Below are 17,560 nucleotides of genomic sequence, written 5' to 3'. Positions count from 1 at the left end.
GGTGGAGGCGCGGCGCGGTCCCGGCCGGGCACTGTGGTCTCCGTGCCGAACACCTTCGACAACATCCTGATCGGCCTGGTCGTCCTGACCTGGTTGATGTGGCGACAACTGCAGCCCCGCCGCGCCGACCGGCCGCCGGTAGTCCTGCTCGCCATCAGTGCGCTGGGCGCCGCCTCACTCGGCTTCGCGATCGCGAAAACCACTCCGACCTCAGCGGCGATCCTTTTGCTCACCGCCAGTTTCGTAATCGCTGGCGGCTTCGGCGTAGCGCGCGGCTACACCATGCGAACCTGGCGCGCCGAAGGAACCTGGTGGCGGCAAGGGAATTGGCTGACCGCCGCACTGTGGCTCATTTCCTTCGGCATCCACTTAGGACTCGATTTCGCCGTCGACGCGGTCAACTCCACGCGAGGCCTCGGCAGCGCGTCGATCCTGCTCTACCTCGCGGTTTCGCTTATTGCCCAACGAATAACGGTCCGCCACCGTAGTCAAGACGCCCTGCGCAAGCCTTCCAACGCCGCGTAAACCGCTCCCCGCCCCAACTCCACCGCACGTCGCAGCACAGCCGGATCCCTTTCCAGCGCAACAACATCCGGCGCACCGGCAGGCGGGCGCACACTCGCCAACCGCGGATCTTCGCGCAACTGGCGCTCATCCTCCAGATCACGGTGATACTGCGTCCGCCAAGCGTCGATCGTGCCCGGCGCGTGGCGGCGGAGAAACCGCGGCACAACCACATCCTGCACACGCGGCGGCGGCACCGGATGTTCGTCCTCGCGCCGGGTCCGCAACACCAGCACGTCCGTCGCCCCCTGCTTGAGCGCGGTACGGAACGGCAGCGGCTCGGCGATCCCCGCGTCCACGAACCGCCGCCCACCCATCGCGATCGGCGGCCCGGCAAGCACCGGCATGCACGACGACGCGGCGAGCGCCGTTTTGATCCCGTCGACATCCTCGATGAACGGATGCAGATCGGTCGACTCGCCGGTGTCGGCGTCGGTGGCGAGCGGGTGGAAACCGACCGGATTCGCGAGTATCGCGGGGAAATCCATCGGTTCGAGCACCGAGTACACCTGGTGCACGAGATACTCGAGATCGATCACCGCCCGCCCGCGCAAGGTGTGCAGCGGATTGATGATCCGCCGCATGACGGCCGGGTTCCACCAGGTCCGCACACCGGTCCGCGAGCGCCCGCACAACAGCCACGCCGCGTTGAGCGCACCGGCAGAGGCACCGTAGACGTCGTCGAACGCGCTTGGGGCCCCGAGTTCTTCAAGCGCGAGCACCATCCCACTCGAGTACGTACCGCGACTGCTGCCGCCTTCAACCGCGAGCGCGAGCCGTCGGCCGTCCGTCCGCTCCCCAGGCACGCTGCCTTCGGCGATACGCGCGGCGAGCAGTTCCAGAACCGGATCCACCCCTCCATCTTGATCCTTTCCGCGAAAAGGATCGACCCGTTTTGCCCCCTCCGCGGGTGACCCGGCTTGCGCCGCGCCCCTCCAGCGCTCTTTCGAACCGGCACCATCGAACGGTGATCATCAAGACCGGCGATTCTGTCACCCTCTGCAGACAGTCGTGATACCGTCCGTGTTGTTCGGTGAGAAAGCTGGGGAGGCTTTCATGGCTGATGACGGCGTCGAGCGCGTCAGGCACCTGCCTGCGAATATGCAGGGTCCGCTGGTGCCGGGGTACAAGTACGTCCGGGACAAAACCCCGGAGCAGGTGGCGAAGGAAGCCGCCGAGGCGCAGGCGAAGGCCAACGAAGGCATGTCCAGCGGTGGTGGCGGGTATCGGCTTACCCCGGAACTGCTGAAGGAGATCACCGGAGAACTCGGCGACATCCTCGACTGGATTCGCGCGGAACCTCGGCGTCATGCCCGCACACTCACCTCGTTCACGCCAATGGGTGACGAAGTCGCCAGCATCGCCTATGTGCAGGACGCGAATGCGGCAGGTTCTTCCTACAACAACTTCCTCAACAGCGTGGTTGCAGAACTCGAACGACAGCGAGACGCGTTCCAACAGGCCCTGGATACTTACCAAAAGCAAGAGCACCAGGCCGCCGACCATATGAAAGGTCTCCGCCCCCACGATGACTAGCGCAACGCTGCCGTGCTCAGCCTCGCCGCAGCCGCCGTCCTGCTCAGCAGTTGCTCCGCCGAACCCGGGAAAGCCGCTCCCACAACGGCTCCGCCATCCACCTCGGCTGGCCCCCGATTCGGCGCGCCACCGGTACCCGTGCCGTTGGATGCCTCGTCGCTGGAGAAGGAGCCGTGCGCCGCACTTACTCCAGACCAAGTCGCTAGCCTCGGCGCCCCGTTCAAGGGCAACGATCCCAAGCCAGACGATGCCACCGGGCCGTCCTGCAATTGGAAGTTCGCCACCACGCCAGCGTCGTCCGTGGGGGGCACCCTCACCACCAAAGACCCTGGCCACGGAGGAATCAGCGGCATCTACAGCAAGAAGCAGTTCGGCGGAGTCACCAAATTCGAGCCTTTCACCGTAAATAGCTATCCAGGCGTTGTTTACGACCCGGCGGACAACTCTCCCGCCGGACTCTGCACGATGGTCATCGGCCTGCGGGACGATCTCGGCTACGTCATCGACGTCAGTCTCGACGGCCTCAAAAATCCCTTCGCCGACAGCTGCGAACTCGGCAAGAAGGTAGCCGGATACGTGATCCAATACCTCAAGAAGGGAGGCCATTGATGCCGGACGGCTACACCGGCGCGGATGTCTACGCCCGGATGCACCGCTACGGCGGCAACACCGCCTCCCTCGATTCCGGTCAGCAGGCGGCCGAAGCGCTCAAATCCGCGCACGAAGAGCTCGTGACACGGATCGCCCGGCTGCAAGGAAAAATGGATGCTTCCTGGGAGGGCGACGCGGCCGGCAAAGCCAAAGCCGGGCTGACGCCGCTGCTGGAAACCTCTCAGCAGGCCTCCGAGGACCTCGGTCGCAGCGCTCAGTCCCTCACCGCGCAGAACGGCGGCTTTCACAGCACGCTCAACAAGCTCACTCCGATGGACGCCAACCGTCCTGATACCAATGATTTGGCCAGCTACAGCCCGTTCGGCGCGAGCGTTTCGGAAAAATCGGCGGCGCGGTGGGACGACGCGGACAAGAACAATAAGGAAGCCTACGGTTCTTACGTAGCCACCACGGACGGAAACCGTAATTCGTCGCCAAGGATTATCCGGTTTTGAATGCCGCTCCGGCCGGGATCGCGGTCGGTTCCGCGCCGAGCACCGGCGGAACGTCCGGTCCGCTTGGGGGTACTGGCGGAACCGGAAGCACTGGCGGAATTGGCAGCAGCGGCGGACACAGCGCGGGCGTTCACAGCGGCGGGTACACGCCCAACCCCGGCAGCGCCCTCGGCTCCAGCCCGACCAGCAGTTCCGCGCCACCGCCCGGCACCGGGGCCTCTCACCTTCCTGGCGGCGGGAGCTCCCCCGCGGAGCACGCCTCAGCACCAGATTCCACGACGACGGCGGGGTACACGCCTAAAGCGCCGGTCAGCGACGCTCCTGGGTTCGGGTCCGGACGGCTGCCGACTTTCGGGCCGAACACCAGCGGTACGGATGCGACAGGCGGCGGTTTCGGCCTCCCGACGGGTGGATTCGGCACTCCCGGCGGCAGCGGGGAGAGCGGTCTCGGCGGCCGGATGGGCAGTGGCGGCAGCGCGGGTTCGCGCATCGGAGCCGGTGGCGGCGGACCACAGCTCGGTGCGGGTGCGGGAACCGGTAGCGGGACCCCGGCGAGCGGCCAGAGCGGCGCGCGCCCCGGCACCGCGGGCGGAACTGGTGCCAAGGGATCGCCGGGCATGGGCGGCATGGGTGCCGGAGCCGGAAAGGGCAAGGGCACCGAGGACGAGGAGCATCAGCGGAAAGTCACCTACCTCGACGACGACGTCGACGAGTTGTTCGGCGGCTACCCCGACGGCATGCGTCCCATCCCGCCCACCATCGGAGCCTGACGTTGCTCCGAGGCCCCCTACGGTTTTCCCGCGCCGGTTACCAGAACCTGGTCCGCCGTCTCGACCGCTCCGACCCGCATCCGACCCTGATCGGCGGCGAGAAGTGGTACCCGCCGGACGAGCAGATCCAGCAGGACGCGAAAGCGGACGCCGAACTCGCCGCGACTGGCTGGCCGGCCCGCGACTTCGCCGACGTCATCGGGCTCCTGCAACGACCCTCCGTCGACCGTTACTGCTGGGCTCGCATCAACGGCCGCGACCTGACCCTCCAGGCCGCGGCCGCCGGACGGGACGCGATCCTCGCCATCGCTGACCACGACACGATCACCCTGTTCCCCAGCTCCGCGGAATCCGCTGCCCGCGAACTGGTCTCCGCGCTGCCGGGCACTCCGCCGGCGTCGAACCTGCATTCGCTGTCCTGCTCGGAAGCCGACTACAGCGCGGTGCTCGCCGGAGAGCCGCCGCCGACCCGCACCAACAGCGCCCGCGACGCACGTCGCGCCGTCGAGTGGATGCAAGCTCCCCGGATCCACGTAGGACGGTTGTACGTCGCGATCCGCCGCGGCGCCGAACGCATCCGCAACGAACACCCGCCCTACTGGATCGACACCGAACAAGGCCGGTTCACCGCGGTGGTCACCAACGGCTGGCTCAGCATCAGCCCTGCCGGCGCCGACGACCTCGCCCGGATGCTGCACGCCATCGAAGCCGGCCTGCGCGCCTGAACCTCGCCATGCAGCCGAGGCGTGACCTGGATTGCACTCAGTTGCACTGCACCTAGTTGCATATGACACTGTCCGGCATGGCACTGGAGCACGCGATCCTCGTCTCGCTGTCGGAACGTTCCGGCTCGGGCTACGAGCTGGCGCGCCGGTTCGAGAAGTCCATCGGGCTGTTCTGGAGCGCCTCTCACCAGCAGATTTACCGCGTGCTGAAGCGGATGGAAGAGGCCGGTCAGGTCGCGGTCGACGTAGTGGTCCAGGACGGGCGGCCGGACAAGAAGGTCTACACCGTCGCCGAACCGGGCCGGATCGAGCTGCGTCGCTGGCTCGCCGAACCGGCGCCACAAGCCGGGCCGCAAGAGTTGGCGGTGAAGCTCCGCGGAGCATCGTTCGGCGATGCGAAAGCGGTCGCCGAAGAGATCGTCCGGCATCGCGACGCGCACGCTGAACGGCTCGATCTGTACCGGCAGATCGAGAAGCGCGACTTTCCCGCCCCGGACCGGCTCCGCGGCCGTTCGCTGCATCAGTATCTCGTGCTGCGCGGCGGAATCCGGGTCGAAGAAGGCCAGGTCGAGTGGCTGGAAGAAATCCTGACCGCATTGCGCGCCGACAAGGCCGACGAGAGGGACTGACGATGACCGAGTACCCGAACCTGCTGTCCCCGCTCGATCTCGGCTTCACGACGCTGCGCAACCGCGTCCTGATGGGCTCGATGCACACCGGCCTGGAGGACCGCGCGTCCCGCTTCCCGCAGCTGGCCGAGTACTACGCCGAACGCGCGCGCGGCGGCGTCGGCCTGATCGTCACCGGCGGGTTCGCGCCGAACCGCACCGGGTGGCTGTTGCCGTTGGCCTCGAAGCTGTCCACGCCCGCCGAGGCGAAACAGCACCAGTTGCTCACCAGCGCGGTGCACGCGGAGGGCGGCAAGATCGCGCTGCAAATTCTGCACGCCGGCCGCTACGCCTATCACCCGTTGAGCGTTTCGGCATCGAGCCGCAAGGCACCGATCAACCCGTTCCGGCCGCGCGCGCTCACCGCGTACGGCGTGCATCGCACCATTCGCGCGTTCGCCGATTGCGCCGCGCTGGCCCGCGACGCCGGGTACGACGGCGTCGAGATCATGGGTTCCGAGGGCTATCTGATCAACCAGTTCCTCGCCGAACGCACCAACCGGCGCACCGACGCGTGGGGCGGCACCGCGGAGAAGCGCCGCCGGTTCGCGGTCGAGATCGTTCGCCGCACCAGGGAAAAGGTCGGCCCGGACTTCATCATCATCTACCGGCTGTCCATGCTCGATCTCGTCGAAGGCGGGCAGAGCTGGGACGACGTCGTCGCGCTCGCCCGCGACGTCGAGGCGGCCGGGGCCACGATCATCAACACCGGCATCGGCTGGCACGAGGCGCGGGTGCCGACGATCGTCACCTCCGTGCCGCGCGGCGCGTTCACCTGGGTCACCGGCAAGCTGAAGCCGCACGTCTCGGTCCCGGTGGTGACCTCCAACCGGATCAACCTGCCGCACGTCGCGGAACAAGCACTCGCCGACGGTGCCGCCGATCTGGTCTCGATGGCCCGTCCGCTGCTCGCCGACCCGGACTGGATCCGCAAAGCCGAAACCGGCCGCACGGACGAGATCAACACCTGCATCGCCTGCAACCAGGCCTGCCTCGACCACGCGTTCAGCCGGAAACCGGTGTCCTGCATGGTGAATCCCCGTGCCGGGCACGAGACGACGCTGAACCTGCTCCCGACCCGGCGCGTCAAGCGGATCGCCGTCGTCGGCGCCGGACCGGCCGGGCTCGCCACCGCGACCGCGCTCGGCGAACGCGGCCACGACGTCGAACTGTTCGAGGCCGACGACGAGATCGGCGGTCAGTTCGGGATCGCGCAACGGATTCCGGGCAAGGAGGAATTCGCCGAGACCATCCGCTACTACACGCGGCGGCTGGAGGTCACCGGCGTGAAGGTGCGGCTCGGCACCCGGGCGACCGCCGCCGACCTGGCCGGTTTCGACGAGGTCGTACTGGCCACCGGCGTCACGCCGCGGGTCCCCTCGCTGCCCGGGATCGACCATCCGAAGGTCCTCTCGTACGTCGACGTCGTGCGGCACGGCAAGCCCGTCGGCGAGCGGGTCGCGGTGATCGGCGCGGGCGGCATCGGCGTGGACGTCAGCGAATTCCTCACGCACAGTTCGTCGCCCGCGTTGGATCGCGCCGCGTGGATGGCCGAATGGGGCGTCACCGACCCCGCGCTCGCGCCCGGCGGACTGGCCAAGCCGAAACCGGAGCCCTCGCCGCGGCAGGTCTACCTGCTGCAGCGCAAGAAGTCGCCGATCGGGGCCGGGCTCGGCAAGACGTCCGGCTGGGTGCACCGCGCGGCTCTGCGCGCCAAGGGCGTGGAAAAGATCAGCGGAGTTTCCTACGACCGGATCGACGACGCCGGTCTGCACGTCACGGTCGACGGGAAACCGCGACTGCTCGAGGTCGACACCGTGGTGGTCTGCGCTGGCCAGGAATCCGTGCGGGAACTCGCCGGCGCACTCGGCGACGTCCCGGTGCACCTCGTCGGCGGGGCTGACGAAGCACGGGAACTGGACGCCAAACGGGCGATCGACCAGGGCACCCGGCTGGCCGCCGTCCTGTAGCCGCTTGCGCGCACTGGCAGGATGGCCCCGTGCGAGACGTATGCGTAATCGGGCTCGGGCTCATCGGCGGTTCGCTGCTGCGAGCCGCCGCGGCGAGCGGCAGGACGGTCTGGGGAACCACAGTGTCCGAAGTGGACGCTGACGCGGCGAGCCGCGGCGGCTACGACGTCACCACCGACGCCGAAGCCGCCTTGCAGCGAGCCGCGGCCGCGGACGCGATCGTGGTCATCGCGGTGCCGCTGCCCGCGGTGGAGAACCTGCTGCGGCAGGTCGCGCAGCACGCGTCGCACTGCATCCTCACCGACGTGGTCAGCGTGAAGGGCCCGATGCTCGACGCGGTCCGCAGGCGTGCGCCGTACACGCGTTACGTCGGCGGGCACCCGATGGCGGGCACGTCGCACTCCGGCTGGCTCGCAGGCAACGCCATGCTCTTCCGCGACGCGGCGTGGGTCGTCGGCGTCGAAGAGGAAACCGACCTCACAGCGTGGGCCGAGGTCACCCGGCTTGTCCTGGACGTCGGCGCGCACGCCGTGCCGCTGCCCGCGGATTCGCACGACGAAACGGTCGCCCGGATCTCGCACTTGCCGCACCTGTTCGCCGCGATCCTCGCCTCGGTCGGCGCACAGGGCGGCCCGCTCGCGATGTCGCTTGCCGCTGGATCGTTCCGCGACGGCACCCGCGTCGCCGGCTCGTCGCCGGACTTGGTGCGCGCGATGACCGAAGGCAATCGCGACGCCCTGCTCCCGATCGTCGACGACGCACTCGGCCGCCTCGGCGCGGCCCGCGGTTCGCTCGCCTCCACCGGCGGCCTCGCCGCGACCATCAACGCAGGTCACGAGGGCGCGTTGGCGTTGGAAGCGGCCCGCGACGCGGCACTGTCGGGCGTCCGCATCGACCTCACCGCCGCCGACGCCCGCGAAGGACTCGTCGCACTCGGCGAACGCGGCGGCCGGATCACCGGACTGGACGGAGCCGTCGCACTCGGCGAAGTGTCTTGACTTGCCTGGAACGCCTGGTGTGTGACGATTGAAGCCTCTCAATCCCAACCCCGGGGAGGCATTCGATGGGCATCAATTTCGACGAGCTCAAGAACAAGGCGACCGAGGCGCTGCGCGAGAACAGCGGCAAGCTCGAGCAGGGTCTCGAGAAGGCCGCTGAATTCGCGAAGTCCAAGGTCAGCGGGCATGACTCGCAGATCGACGGCGGCGTCGACAAGGCCAAGGACCTGCTCGGCAAGGTCACCGGCAAGAACGAAGAAGGCGGCGAGAAGCCCGAGGGCGGCCAGCCCGGCGGACAGCAGTAAACCCTCCGCCTCCAGGGTGGGCCAAGGTGCGCCCCAAAGTGGCATTGGGTGCATCCCACGCACCCAATGTGGCATTCGGTGCGTCCAGCGCACCCAATGTGGCATTGGGGCGCTCTCGGCACCGGTGCGCGGCTCAGGTGCTCAGGTGCGCCGGTGATAAGGCAGGAACCGGCGCACCAGCCGCAGCGGCGACCGTTCCACCAGGTCCGGGCCGCGTACCGCGTCGAACGTCGAGCCGAGTTGGTCGACCACCCCGGCGAGCCGCGGGTTGTCCGGCATCGGCACCGAATCCGGGTCCCGCTGCTCGCGGACCGCGGAAGCCAGCTCCGCCAACGCGTCTGTGAGCAGTTCGATGTCCGCGGGCGACGGAGCGGGCGCACCCTCGCCGATGGTCACGCCGACCTCGGTCACCGCGTCGGTCACCCGCTCCAGCCCCGCGATCACCGGCCACCACGCCACCGCCTGCCGTCCCGCGGGCGACGGCTCCACGATCACCTGCTGAAACGCCGTCCGCAGGTCCGCGAGCGCGCGGTACGCCCCGCGCCGGGCCCGCGACCGGGCGAGCCGCGATTCGCTGGTCGAGTTCAGCACCATCGCGGTGCGGACGTACTTGGCGACCGTGTCGAAACTGTCCGCCAGCCGCCCCCCGACGGTCGGTCGTCGCGAACCCGGCCACAGCAGATAGCCGACGACGAGCACGATCACACAGCCGATCACGGTGTCGACCAGCCGTGCCAGCACGACGGTCCAGCTGCCGGTGTTGGCGAGGTCCATCTGCAGGATGATCAGCGGCGTCACGAACGTGCCGAGCATCCCGTAGTTGCGCACCTTCCCCACCGCGGCCCCGCCGGCGAACACCGCGATCAGGACCACCAGCACCCAGCCGCGCGCGCCGAACGCGAGCACCACCGCGCCGATCCCGACGCCGGCGACCGTGCCCATCCCGCGCAGCACCGCGCGGCCGAACACCGAGCCGAAGTCCGGTTTCAGCACCACGCCGACGGTGAGCGTGATCCAGTACGACCGTTCGAACGGCACCATCAGCGCCACCACTTCGGCCACCGCGACGCATACCGTGAGCCGCAGCGTCGCCAGCCAGGTCAGCGGTCCGGAAAGCCCGCTCGCCCACTCGCGCAGGCGGCGCAGCAGCGAGACTTTCTTGCGGCGCTTGCGATCGTCGAGCTTCCCGATCCGCGCCAGTCCGGCGTAAAGCGCGCTGACGACCGCGTCGGCGTTCTCGTCCGGCAACTCGGGCGCGGGCGGCAGCGGCTGGCTCGCCAGCACTGATGCGGCGACGCGGGTCAGGTAGTCGATCACCTCGTCCGGCGGGCGCTGTCCGGCGTTGACCATCGCGACCGACGCTTCGACCGCAGGCGTCGTCGCGGACAGGCGGTTCAGCAGCCGGCGATACGCCGCGTCTCGCCCGGACAGCCACGAGCGCGCGACCAGCAACCGGTCGTACGCCGTGCTCATCGCGGTGGTCAGCTGATGGCGCGCGACCCGCGAAGTCGGTTCGTCCTCGGCCGACAGCATCGCCGCGAGTTCGATGTAGACCTGTGCGACGGCGGTGCGTTCGGGGCTCGTGGCGCGGAGCGTCCAGGTGCCGAGCGCGACCAGCAAGCCCCAGCCAGCCCCCGCGCAGAAGTAGCCGAAGAGCACTTCGGTGCGTACGCCGGTCGCGTGCTGCGCGGTGCCGAGCACGCAGAAGACGAACATCTGCAGCCCGGCCACCGAAGCGTTGCTGCCCGCGGCGCTGATGAGCGCGGAAATCGCCGCTATGACCACGATCGCCGGGATCGACCAGGCGGGCATACCGCCGGTCAGCAGCCCGACTAGGTAGCCCATCCCGGCCGCGAACGTCGCGCCGCCCAGCCGGCGTGCGCGGTAGCGGTAGGCCCCGGCGGCTTCGGACAGCACGGTCGGCAGCGCGCCGGTGGAGATCAGCGCGCCCACCGCGATGTCGCCCGCCGCGTAGGCGACCGCCAGCGGAGTAGCCAACGCGACCACCGCGCGAGCGACCATGTTCCACGGAATGGGAACCGGTTTGGAACGCAGAAGCTGCGTCAGCCAGTGCGGCGCGGCGAAGTCGGGGCGGCTCACCGCACCATCTTGACCTACCGGGGCCGTCCGGGATTGATTTGTCGCTCGGCCAACAACGTGTTCGAGGAGGTTTCATGCCGGATCGCAGGTACTCGTTCGAGGTGAACAAGGTGAGCAGCGCGCCGCCTCCGGTGCTGTTCCGGCTGGAAAGCGACGGGACTCAGTGGTCGACGTGGGCGCGACCGCTCGTGTGGCAGTCCCGCTGGGCGGCGCTCGGCGACGACGGGCGGGTCGGCGCTGTCCGGGAAGTCGGATTGTGGCCGGTTCGGATCCGCGAACGGACTCTCGAATACGTACCGGATCGGCGGCACGTCTACACATTCGACGGTTTCAGCCCCGTCCACGACTATCGTGCGGAGGTGGCGTTCACCCCGAACGCCGACGGCGGCACGGACCTCAGGTGGTCGGGTTCGTTCGCCGAACGCATCCCCGGAACGGGTCCGGCAGCCCTCGCAGCGTTGCGCGGCGTGATCGGATTTTTGGCCACCCAGCTGGCCAAAGCGGGCAATCATGCTGCCTGACCGGGTGCGCTGCACCACAACGATCAACTAATGCCGGAGCACAGACGTCATCCCCTCGGGTGACCCCGAGGGAAAGGAAGCGGCATGGCGAAACGGTGGCTGGCGGCGGCATTGGCCGGTTTGCTGGTGCTGTCGGCGTGCTCCAGCCCGGACTCGAGTCAACCCCCGGAACAGGCGAACCCCGCGCCGGGCGCGCAGAAACCGGGTCCGCCGCCCGGGCCGTACCCGTTCGGCACCGTGCAGCAGAAGGTCGCGCCGATCCAGGACGGCAAGGTCCCCGTGGTCCGCCGCATCCAGACCGACAAACCGTACGTCTTCATCACGATGGACGACGGCGCGGTGAAGGACCCGTCGGCGCAGAGCCTGATCCAGCAGTCCGGCGGGCATCCGGTGCTGTTCCTGAACAACCGGTACGTGAAGGGCCACGAGGCGTACTTCAAGGCCATCCTCGACTCGACCGGCGCGGTGCTCGGCGACCACACCGTCAACCACCCGAACCTCAAGGGCAAACCGCTGGACTTCCAGAAAAAGGAAATCTGCGACGACGCCGACGACTTCCAGGCCTCGCTCGGCATCCGGCCCACGCTGTTCCGCCCGCCGTTCGGCAACTTCGACCAGAACACGCTGAAGGCCGCCGCGGAGTGCGGGATGCGCGCTTCGGTGCTGTGGACCGCCTCGGTCAACGACGGTGTCGTCCAGTTCCAGACCGGCGACAAGCTCCGTCCCGGCGACATCGTGCTGATGCACTTCCGCAAGACGTTCAAGGAAGACTACGAAGCGTTTATCGCCCAGGCCAAGAAGGACGGCCTGACGCCGGTTCCGCTGGCCGACTTCCTCGGCTGAGCCTCGTGAGTGTTTATGCCGGTTCTAACCGGCATAAACACTCACGACGTCGCTGCTTCGCCAGCCCCCGCGCTCAGCCGGCCCCGAGGCACACGAACGGCCGCCGCATCGGGTCCACCGCCACCGCCTCAGCCAGTGCCAACGCCGGCGAGGTCCCCTCGGCGAGCCGCCGGTGCAGGTCCGCCATCGTGTCCGCCGCCGCCCGGTCGCCGACGCGCGCCACCGCGCCGATGACCGTCTTCGAACCGCTCGCCAGCAGCGTTCCGGCGAAGCCCAGCGCTTCCTCGCCCGGCCGGATGTGGCTCATCGCCAGCTCGCACGCGGCCAGCACCACCCGCTCCGGCGGGTTCGCGAGCCGGGTCGTCTCGTGCGCGAACAGCGGGCCGTCCACCAGTTCGACGCGGGAGAACAGCGCGTTCGCCGGCTCGTGCGCGCCGTGCGCGACCAGGTGCGCCAAGCGGGTGCCGTCCAACGCGGTCAGGACCGTCGCGCTCGTCGCGGCTTCGCCCTCGACCAGTTGCGCGTCCGGGTACACCGAGCGCAGCTTGCTCACCTCGCCGACCGCACCCGGCACGCCAGGACCGCCCGCGAGCAGCACCGGACCGTCCTCCGCCGGGCGCTTCGCGGTGATCCACGCGGTCGCCGACGGCGCGATCGACACCGGGTGCCCGCGCAGCGACGGCAACGCGCCCCACGGCATCGCGTACAGCTGGCCGATCGGGATGATCACCAGCTCGCGGTCGTCGAGCGTTTTGACCAGCGACGCGGAAATCAGCGCGTCGAGCTTCTCCGCCCGGCGGCGCGCGGACGCGGACACCGTCTCGGCCAGCATCGGCGGCAGATGGTCCGGCGCGAGCGCGTCGAGGTCGGCGTGCAGCTGGGTCGCGGTCTCCACGATGTCGTCGAGCGGACCCAGTTTGAGCAGCCGGAACGTCCCGCGGTCGACGACCACCGAGTACAGCTGATTGTTGTAGGGCACCAAACTCACCAGCACGCGATCGCCGAGCGCGGCGACGACCTCGTCCGGCGTCGCGACCGGCCGCGGACGGCCCCACTGGCTCGTGTACCAGCCGAGCCTGCTCGCCTCGCGCTGCAGTTCGGTGTACCGCTGCTCCAGCGCCTTCACCGGCTCGCCCTCCAGCCGGGCGCGCTGGATGGTGCGCTGGACGTGCCGCATTTCGTTGATGTGCTTGGCCAGCACCGGATCCTCGATCACCGGCAGCGGTTCGTACCGGTAGACCTGTGCCCGGGTGCGTTCGAGCCAGGCGAACATCCGCCGCGCGCCCGCCGCGTTCCGCCGCGCGCGCCGCAGCACGAGGCGCATCGCCAGCCTGCCGAGTTCCTCGCCGTGCACGGCCGTGCCGCACAGCAGGTCGAGCCCGCCCATCCGGTCGCGGATCGTGCCGAGTTCACGCAGTCCGGCGCGAGCCTGCGCGAGCGCCGCGCGCGGCCGGTCTTCGGCCACGGCCAGCTCCGCCCGGCAGAGCCGGAAGAGCATCCGATGGTCGACCGGCGACGTCGCACGCGGAGCAGGCACGTGCGTGAGAACGAGCGAGGCTTCGGCGATTTCCTTGCGGCGGATCAGCAATCGCACCGCGAAGAGCCGCGCGACCGCCGCCTCGTCACGCAGTCCGAGCGCCGCCAGCCGTTCGGCGATCGAGACGAGTTCGGCAGGCAATCGCGAGGTAGAGCGCCCCTTGCGGTCCGACAAGACCTGCTGCGCTTCCGCCCGGAACCGGGCCAGACCGGCGATCTCGGCCCACGTTCGATTGCCGCGACGGAGAAATCGGCGCCGCGCGTCCGACGCGGACTTTCGCGCCAACGCGAAATCGCCCTCCAGCAACGCGGCCGCGGCCCGGGCCACCTCGGCTTCCGCGATGTGCTGGCCGGATCCGTTGGCGCGCAACTCCGGCAGCGCCTCGTCGAGATGCCTGCCCGCCTCGTCGGCGAGGCCCGCGGTGAGCAGCGCGCGGGCCTGGTCGAGCCGGATCAACGGGATCGAACCGGGCGATTCGGTGACGAGGATCCGCGCGGCTTGTTCGTAGCTGGACAAGGCTTTCGGGACGTCGCCGATGAGCTGCGCGTGGTCGCCGAGGTTTTGCCGGATCTTGCCTTCGAGCAAGGTATGCCCGTTTTCGCGGGCGAAGTCGAGCGCCCGCTCGAGGTCGGCTCGCGCAGCGTCCGGCTGGTTCAGCGCCATGTGCACGAGCGCGCGGTTCAGGAGCATGACGACCAGCGTCCGGCGGCCGTCGTCGAACTCGGCCTCGATGCCGGGGATGACGGCGTCGTACACCGAAAGCGATTCGCTGAACCGGCCGCCGCGCATCAGCACCACCGCGCGCTGGCCGGTGACCAGCAAGCCCAGTTCGCGGGCGACCTTGCTCTCCGGAAGCTGGTCGCGAAGCTGCCGCGCGGTTTCGAGATGCACGAGACCGGCGTCGGTGGACGCGACCTCGGCTTCGGCCGCGCCGAGGCTCACCAGGACGCGGACCTGCAGTTCCCGGTGTTCGGGCAGCGGTTCGGCGACGCGCGCCAGCCGCGTGAGCGCGCTGCGGAACAACCGCACCGCGATGCCGGGCCGCTGGTCGGACGCGGCGGCCCGGCCGCGCGCGTACAGATCGGACGCCGCCGCGATCGTTCGATCATGGACGGGCGCGGACACGGACTCTATGGGAGCACACCTCCGCCACTCTCCATAACGCCCGTCCGGGTTTCTCAGAGCACGACGGTCGGCGTGACGACGGTGCGGCGGTGCGGGCCGGCGCCGAGGTGCACGAGGATCTGCGTGGTTCCGCAGGGGACGCGTTCGAGCACGAACCGGCCGCCCTCGTCGGTCGCCGTCGCGAACGTGCCGTGATCGGCGACCCGGACCTCCACGTCGTACTCGCCCGCGGGCGCGAGCCAGCCGTCGATCCGGTGCACCTTCCCGATTTTGGTCAGGTTGATCATCACGGTCAGGTCGCTGACGGTGAACGTGATCGTGCCGGTCGCCGTGCTGCGCACGCCCGACAGTTCGTCGAGCCGTTCCCACCGCGCGACCTCGACGTCGAGGTTCTCGAGCTCGAGCGCGAACTGGACCCGCTGCACCAGATCGTCCGGCGGCGGGTCGAGTTCGTCGAGGAACCGGCCGATGTCGGCCAGGATGGCCTCGTCGTCCGGAACCGCGTGGCCGTGTCCCGGCCTGCCGATGTTGTCGCTCACCGGGCACCCCCTTCTCCTGCGAGCAGATCGCGCATCGAGTCGAGGCAGCGGCCCCTGGTGGGCCCGACGCTGCCGCGCGGCATCTGCATAGCCTCGGCCACCGCCCGGTACTCGGCGCGGCCGGCGAGAACGGTCAGCCGCAGCAGCTCCTGGCAGCGTGCGGGCAGCCGGAGGAAGGCGCGCCAGACCCGGCGGTCGCGGTCGGCGCGGACGGCCTCCTCCTCAGGTGCGGGATGATCGCTTTCCAGCGTCGCGGCGACCTCGTCCGACAGCGGCACCGGCTGGGCGCGCCTGCCATAGGGACGGGTCGCCTCCCGGCGAGTCGTGGTGATCAGCCAGGCGGCGAGCGCGCGGGGATCGCGCAGCTTCGCGAGCTGGCTGAACAGAGCGAGCCACACGGTCTGGACCACATCCTCGGCCACTTGCCGATCGAGCCCGTTGGCGCGCGCGACGTGCCACACGAGCGGTGTCAGCTCGTCGACGAGTTTCGCCATGGCGCGCCGATCGCCGCCCCGCGCCGCTTCCATGCACGCGGCGTGCAGGTCGGCGCCGGTCAAGCCTTCCCAGGGCGGGTCTACCTCGGTGGTGTGCACGTCGGTCACCGTAGCTGCCTCACTCCGGAGGTGGGCCGACCTGGGCGAGCAAGCCTCCGGTCGTGTCGGCACGTCCGGGCCCGTCGCGGGTCGCCTCTCCGGTCGGGTACCGGATCGATCGTGAATGATGCGCGCTCTTTCAGTGGTGTCGATGATGCGGATGGTGTCCAGGGGCACGGTGTGTGCCCCGTGGGTGGGCTCTTGGTTGAGGAGCAAACAACTGGCTCTGGGATACATCAATCTCTGACTTTTTCCGGGTGAGTTTTTTTCACGAGCCGGTCGGGGCGGCCGCTGGTGCGGTCTTCGGTGCGGTTTTCGTGCCTTTCGGTTGCGTGTTTGTGCAGGTCAAGCAGGTTCGGAGCCGCCAGGACGCCGGGACACGACCGGCTGGGCTCCCCCTCCAGCACGGCCGTGTCCCGGCAGCTCCACCGGACCCGATGAGTCCCCCAACGACCCATCGCGCCCCGCCGGACCGGTTCGGCCGGACGGATCCCTCCCCTGAATCCGCCCGTCCGCACCAGCCCGGAAGCTGATTCGCCTGTCCCGCCGGATCGATCCCTCCCCTGGATCCCCCGGCTGACCTGATCAGGTCAGCTCACGCGCTCGGTCCGGTCAGGCGGATTCCTCCCCGAACCCGCCTGACCGGACCGAGCCGCGAGCCGACCCCCAGCCGGACCAGCCCGCACAACCCGCCGCCCGCGCGAACCCCTCCCCGAGGTCCGTTCGGCCGGATGGGCTTGGCAAGCCAATCCGTCAGTCCGGCTGGACCGGCCCGCGAAGCCGGCCAGCCCGGGCAAATCCCTCCCCGGATCTGTTCCGCCGCGCCAGCCCCGCGTGACCCGCCAGTTCCGCGAACCCCTCGCGAGATCCGCTCAGCCGAACAAGCCCTCCCCGGACCTGTCCCGCCGCGCCAGCCCGCAAGGCGATCCGCCACTTCCGCCGGACCGATCCGCCAAGCCCGCCAGCCGAACAAGCCCTCCCCGGCCTGTCCCGCCGCGCTGATCCGCCGCGCTGATCCGCCAAGTCCCGCCGAACCAGATCGCGAACTCCGCCAGCCAGACAGGCCGCTCCCCGAACCTGTCCTGCCGCGCCAGCCCGCGAGCCGGTTCGCCTGGGGCTGGCCGTTGCCGCTGTCCGGTGGGCTCGGCGGCCGGCCGGGTCCCCTCCGAACCCGTCCGGCCGGGCCGGGTCCCCCAGACCCGGGCCGAGCGGAACCGGACCGGCGGTGTGGCCAGTCCCTGTCGTCACGTGCGTCGGTCGCTTCGCACTGGCCGGCGGCCTGCTCGCCCCCTTGTGCCGAGCAGGTCGCCGGTCGCGTGCGTTCGTGCGGGTGCGCACCGGCCGGCGTGAACTGTTCGTCCGTGCCGGCCGGTGCTTCCCGCCCCCAGGGGAGCCCGCTCCCCTTTCGGGCTCCGCCGGAAGGGATTCCTCCCCGAACCCCTCCGGCTGACGACGTCCGGCAGCCCCCTCGGCTCCCGGGCGCCGCCCGTCTCGCTACTTGGCAGTACCGGTGTCGTCGAGCGGCTCGTGGTTGCCGTCCGGCTGCACTCCCCGGTTCGCCCCAGGCGCGGGGCTCGTCTTGACGGGCGGAACGGTGGTTCCCGGCTGCCGCTCGTCCTTCTGATCCGCAGGCATGTGGCCCTCCCTTTTCCTTGGTTCG

At 69.6% G+C, this 17,560-nt stretch carries 18 protein-coding genes; 12 read left to right on the top strand and 6 right to left on the bottom strand.

The genetic code is table 11. The annotated features are described in order from the left end of the window. Positions 1-42: 42 nt before the first annotated feature. Positions 43-525, top strand: coding sequence for a hypothetical protein (locus H4281_RS27405; protein WP_182893784.1), 483 nt, complete (start codon positions 43-45; stop codon positions 523-525). Here H4281_RS27405 and H4281_RS27400 read toward each other — a convergent pair. Then, positions 489-1,418, bottom strand: a complete 930-nt coding sequence (locus H4281_RS27400; protein ID WP_182893783.1) for a patatin-like phospholipase family protein — start codon at positions 1,416-1,418, stop codon at positions 489-491. The genes H4281_RS27405 and H4281_RS27400 overlap by 37 nt on opposite strands. 202 nt (positions 1,419-1,620) lie before the next feature. Between H4281_RS27400 and H4281_RS27395 the strand changes: the two genes are divergently transcribed. The 9 genes from H4281_RS27395 (at position 1,621) to H4281_RS27355 (ending at position 8,642) form a co-directional block, all read left to right on the top strand. Next, the gene (locus tag H4281_RS27395) at positions 1,621-2,100 is read left to right on the top strand and encodes a PE domain-containing protein (protein ID WP_182893782.1); all 480 of its coding nucleotides are present in this window, start codon (positions 1,621-1,623) and stop codon (positions 2,098-2,100) included. A gap of 12 nt (positions 2,101-2,112) precedes the next feature. Beyond that, positions 2,113-2,709 carry a DUF3558 domain-containing protein gene (locus H4281_RS27390; protein ID WP_182893781.1) on the top strand — a complete coding sequence of 199 codons (597 nt, stop codon included), beginning with the start codon at positions 2,113-2,115 and terminating at the stop codon, positions 2,707-2,709. Beyond that, entirely contained in the window at positions 2,709-3,206 is a 498-nt protein-coding gene (locus H4281_RS27385) for a hypothetical protein (protein WP_182893780.1), read from the top strand. The genes H4281_RS27390 and H4281_RS27385 overlap by 1 nt, the downstream gene beginning before the upstream one ends. A gap of 617 nt (positions 3,207-3,823) precedes the next feature. After that, a complete protein-coding gene (locus tag H4281_RS27380; protein ID WP_182893779.1) occupies positions 3,824-3,976 on the top strand; it encodes a hypothetical protein in 153 nt (50 codons plus the stop codon). A gap of 2 nt (positions 3,977-3,978) precedes the next feature. Continuing rightward, positions 3,979-4,701 (top strand): ESX secretion-associated protein EspG, encoded by a 723-nt coding sequence (locus tag H4281_RS27375; protein WP_182893778.1) that lies wholly within the window; start codon positions 3,979-3,981, stop codon positions 4,699-4,701. 77 nt (positions 4,702-4,778) lie between these two features. After that, positions 4,779-5,330: a PadR family transcriptional regulator gene (locus H4281_RS27370; protein WP_182893777.1), complete on the top strand. Its 552-nt coding sequence runs from the start codon at positions 4,779-4,781 to the stop codon at positions 5,328-5,330. A 2-nt stretch (positions 5,331-5,332) separates the two neighbouring features. Next, complete coding sequence (locus H4281_RS27365; RefSeq protein ID WP_182893776.1) at positions 5,333-7,339, top strand: NADPH-dependent 2,4-dienoyl-CoA reductase; 2,007 nt, start codon at positions 5,333-5,335, stop codon at positions 7,337-7,339. 29 nt (positions 7,340-7,368) lie between these two features. Next, positions 7,369-8,337 carry a prephenate dehydrogenase gene (locus H4281_RS27360; protein WP_182893775.1) on the top strand — a complete coding sequence of 323 codons (969 nt, stop codon included), beginning with the start codon at positions 7,369-7,371 and terminating at the stop codon, positions 8,335-8,337. A gap of 65 nt (positions 8,338-8,402) precedes the next feature. After that, positions 8,403-8,642: an antitoxin gene (locus H4281_RS27355; protein ID WP_182893774.1), complete on the top strand. Its 240-nt coding sequence runs from the start codon at positions 8,403-8,405 to the stop codon at positions 8,640-8,642. Between the two features lie 141 nt (positions 8,643-8,783). Here H4281_RS27355 and H4281_RS27350 read toward each other — a convergent pair whose 3' ends face one another. Further along, positions 8,784-10,742 carry an FUSC family protein gene (locus H4281_RS27350; RefSeq protein ID WP_182893773.1) on the bottom strand — a complete coding sequence of 653 codons (1,959 nt, stop codon included), beginning with the start codon at positions 10,740-10,742 and terminating at the stop codon, positions 8,784-8,786. Positions 10,743-10,816: 74 nt separating this feature from the next. Here H4281_RS27350 and H4281_RS27345 point away from each other — a divergent pair, with 74 nt between their 5' ends. Then, positions 10,817-11,263: an SRPBCC family protein gene (locus H4281_RS27345; RefSeq protein WP_182893772.1), complete on the top strand. Its 447-nt coding sequence runs from the start codon at positions 10,817-10,819 to the stop codon at positions 11,261-11,263. An 84-nt stretch (positions 11,264-11,347) separates the two neighbouring features. Continuing rightward, entirely contained in the window at positions 11,348-12,106 is a 759-nt protein-coding gene (locus H4281_RS27340) for a polysaccharide deacetylase family protein (protein ID WP_182893771.1), read from the top strand. Positions 12,107-12,179: 73 nt separating this feature from the next. Here H4281_RS27340 and H4281_RS27335 read toward each other — a convergent pair whose 3' ends face one another. The 4 genes from H4281_RS27335 to H4281_RS27320 form a co-directional block, all read right to left on the bottom strand. Next, a complete protein-coding gene (locus tag H4281_RS27335) occupies positions 12,180-14,768 on the bottom strand; it encodes a CHAT domain-containing protein (protein ID WP_182893770.1) in 2,589 nt (862 codons plus the stop codon). Between the two features lie 53 nt (positions 14,769-14,821). Beyond that, positions 14,822-15,307: a carboxypeptidase regulatory-like domain-containing protein gene (locus tag H4281_RS27330; protein ID WP_182893769.1), complete on the bottom strand. Its 486-nt coding sequence runs from the start codon at positions 15,305-15,307 to the stop codon at positions 14,822-14,824. Next, positions 15,304-15,909: an RNA polymerase sigma factor gene (locus H4281_RS27325; RefSeq protein ID WP_009071544.1), complete on the bottom strand. Its 606-nt coding sequence runs from the start codon at positions 15,907-15,909 to the stop codon at positions 15,304-15,306. Before H4281_RS27325 ends, H4281_RS27330 begins: the two co-directional genes overlap by 4 nt. A gap of 1,485 nt (positions 15,910-17,394) precedes the next feature. Further along, positions 17,395-17,535, bottom strand: a complete 141-nt coding sequence (locus H4281_RS27320; RefSeq protein ID WP_158242475.1) for a hypothetical protein — start codon at positions 17,533-17,535, stop codon at positions 17,395-17,397. Between the last annotated feature and the right edge of the window lie 25 nt (positions 17,536-17,560).

Origin of the sequence: Amycolatopsis dendrobii, assembly GCF_014145675.1 — a bacterium.
GTDB classification, from domain to species: domain Bacteria; phylum Actinomycetota; class Actinomycetes; order Mycobacteriales; family Pseudonocardiaceae; genus Amycolatopsis; species Amycolatopsis dendrobii.
This window is presented reverse-complemented; position numbering and strand designations above follow the sequence as displayed.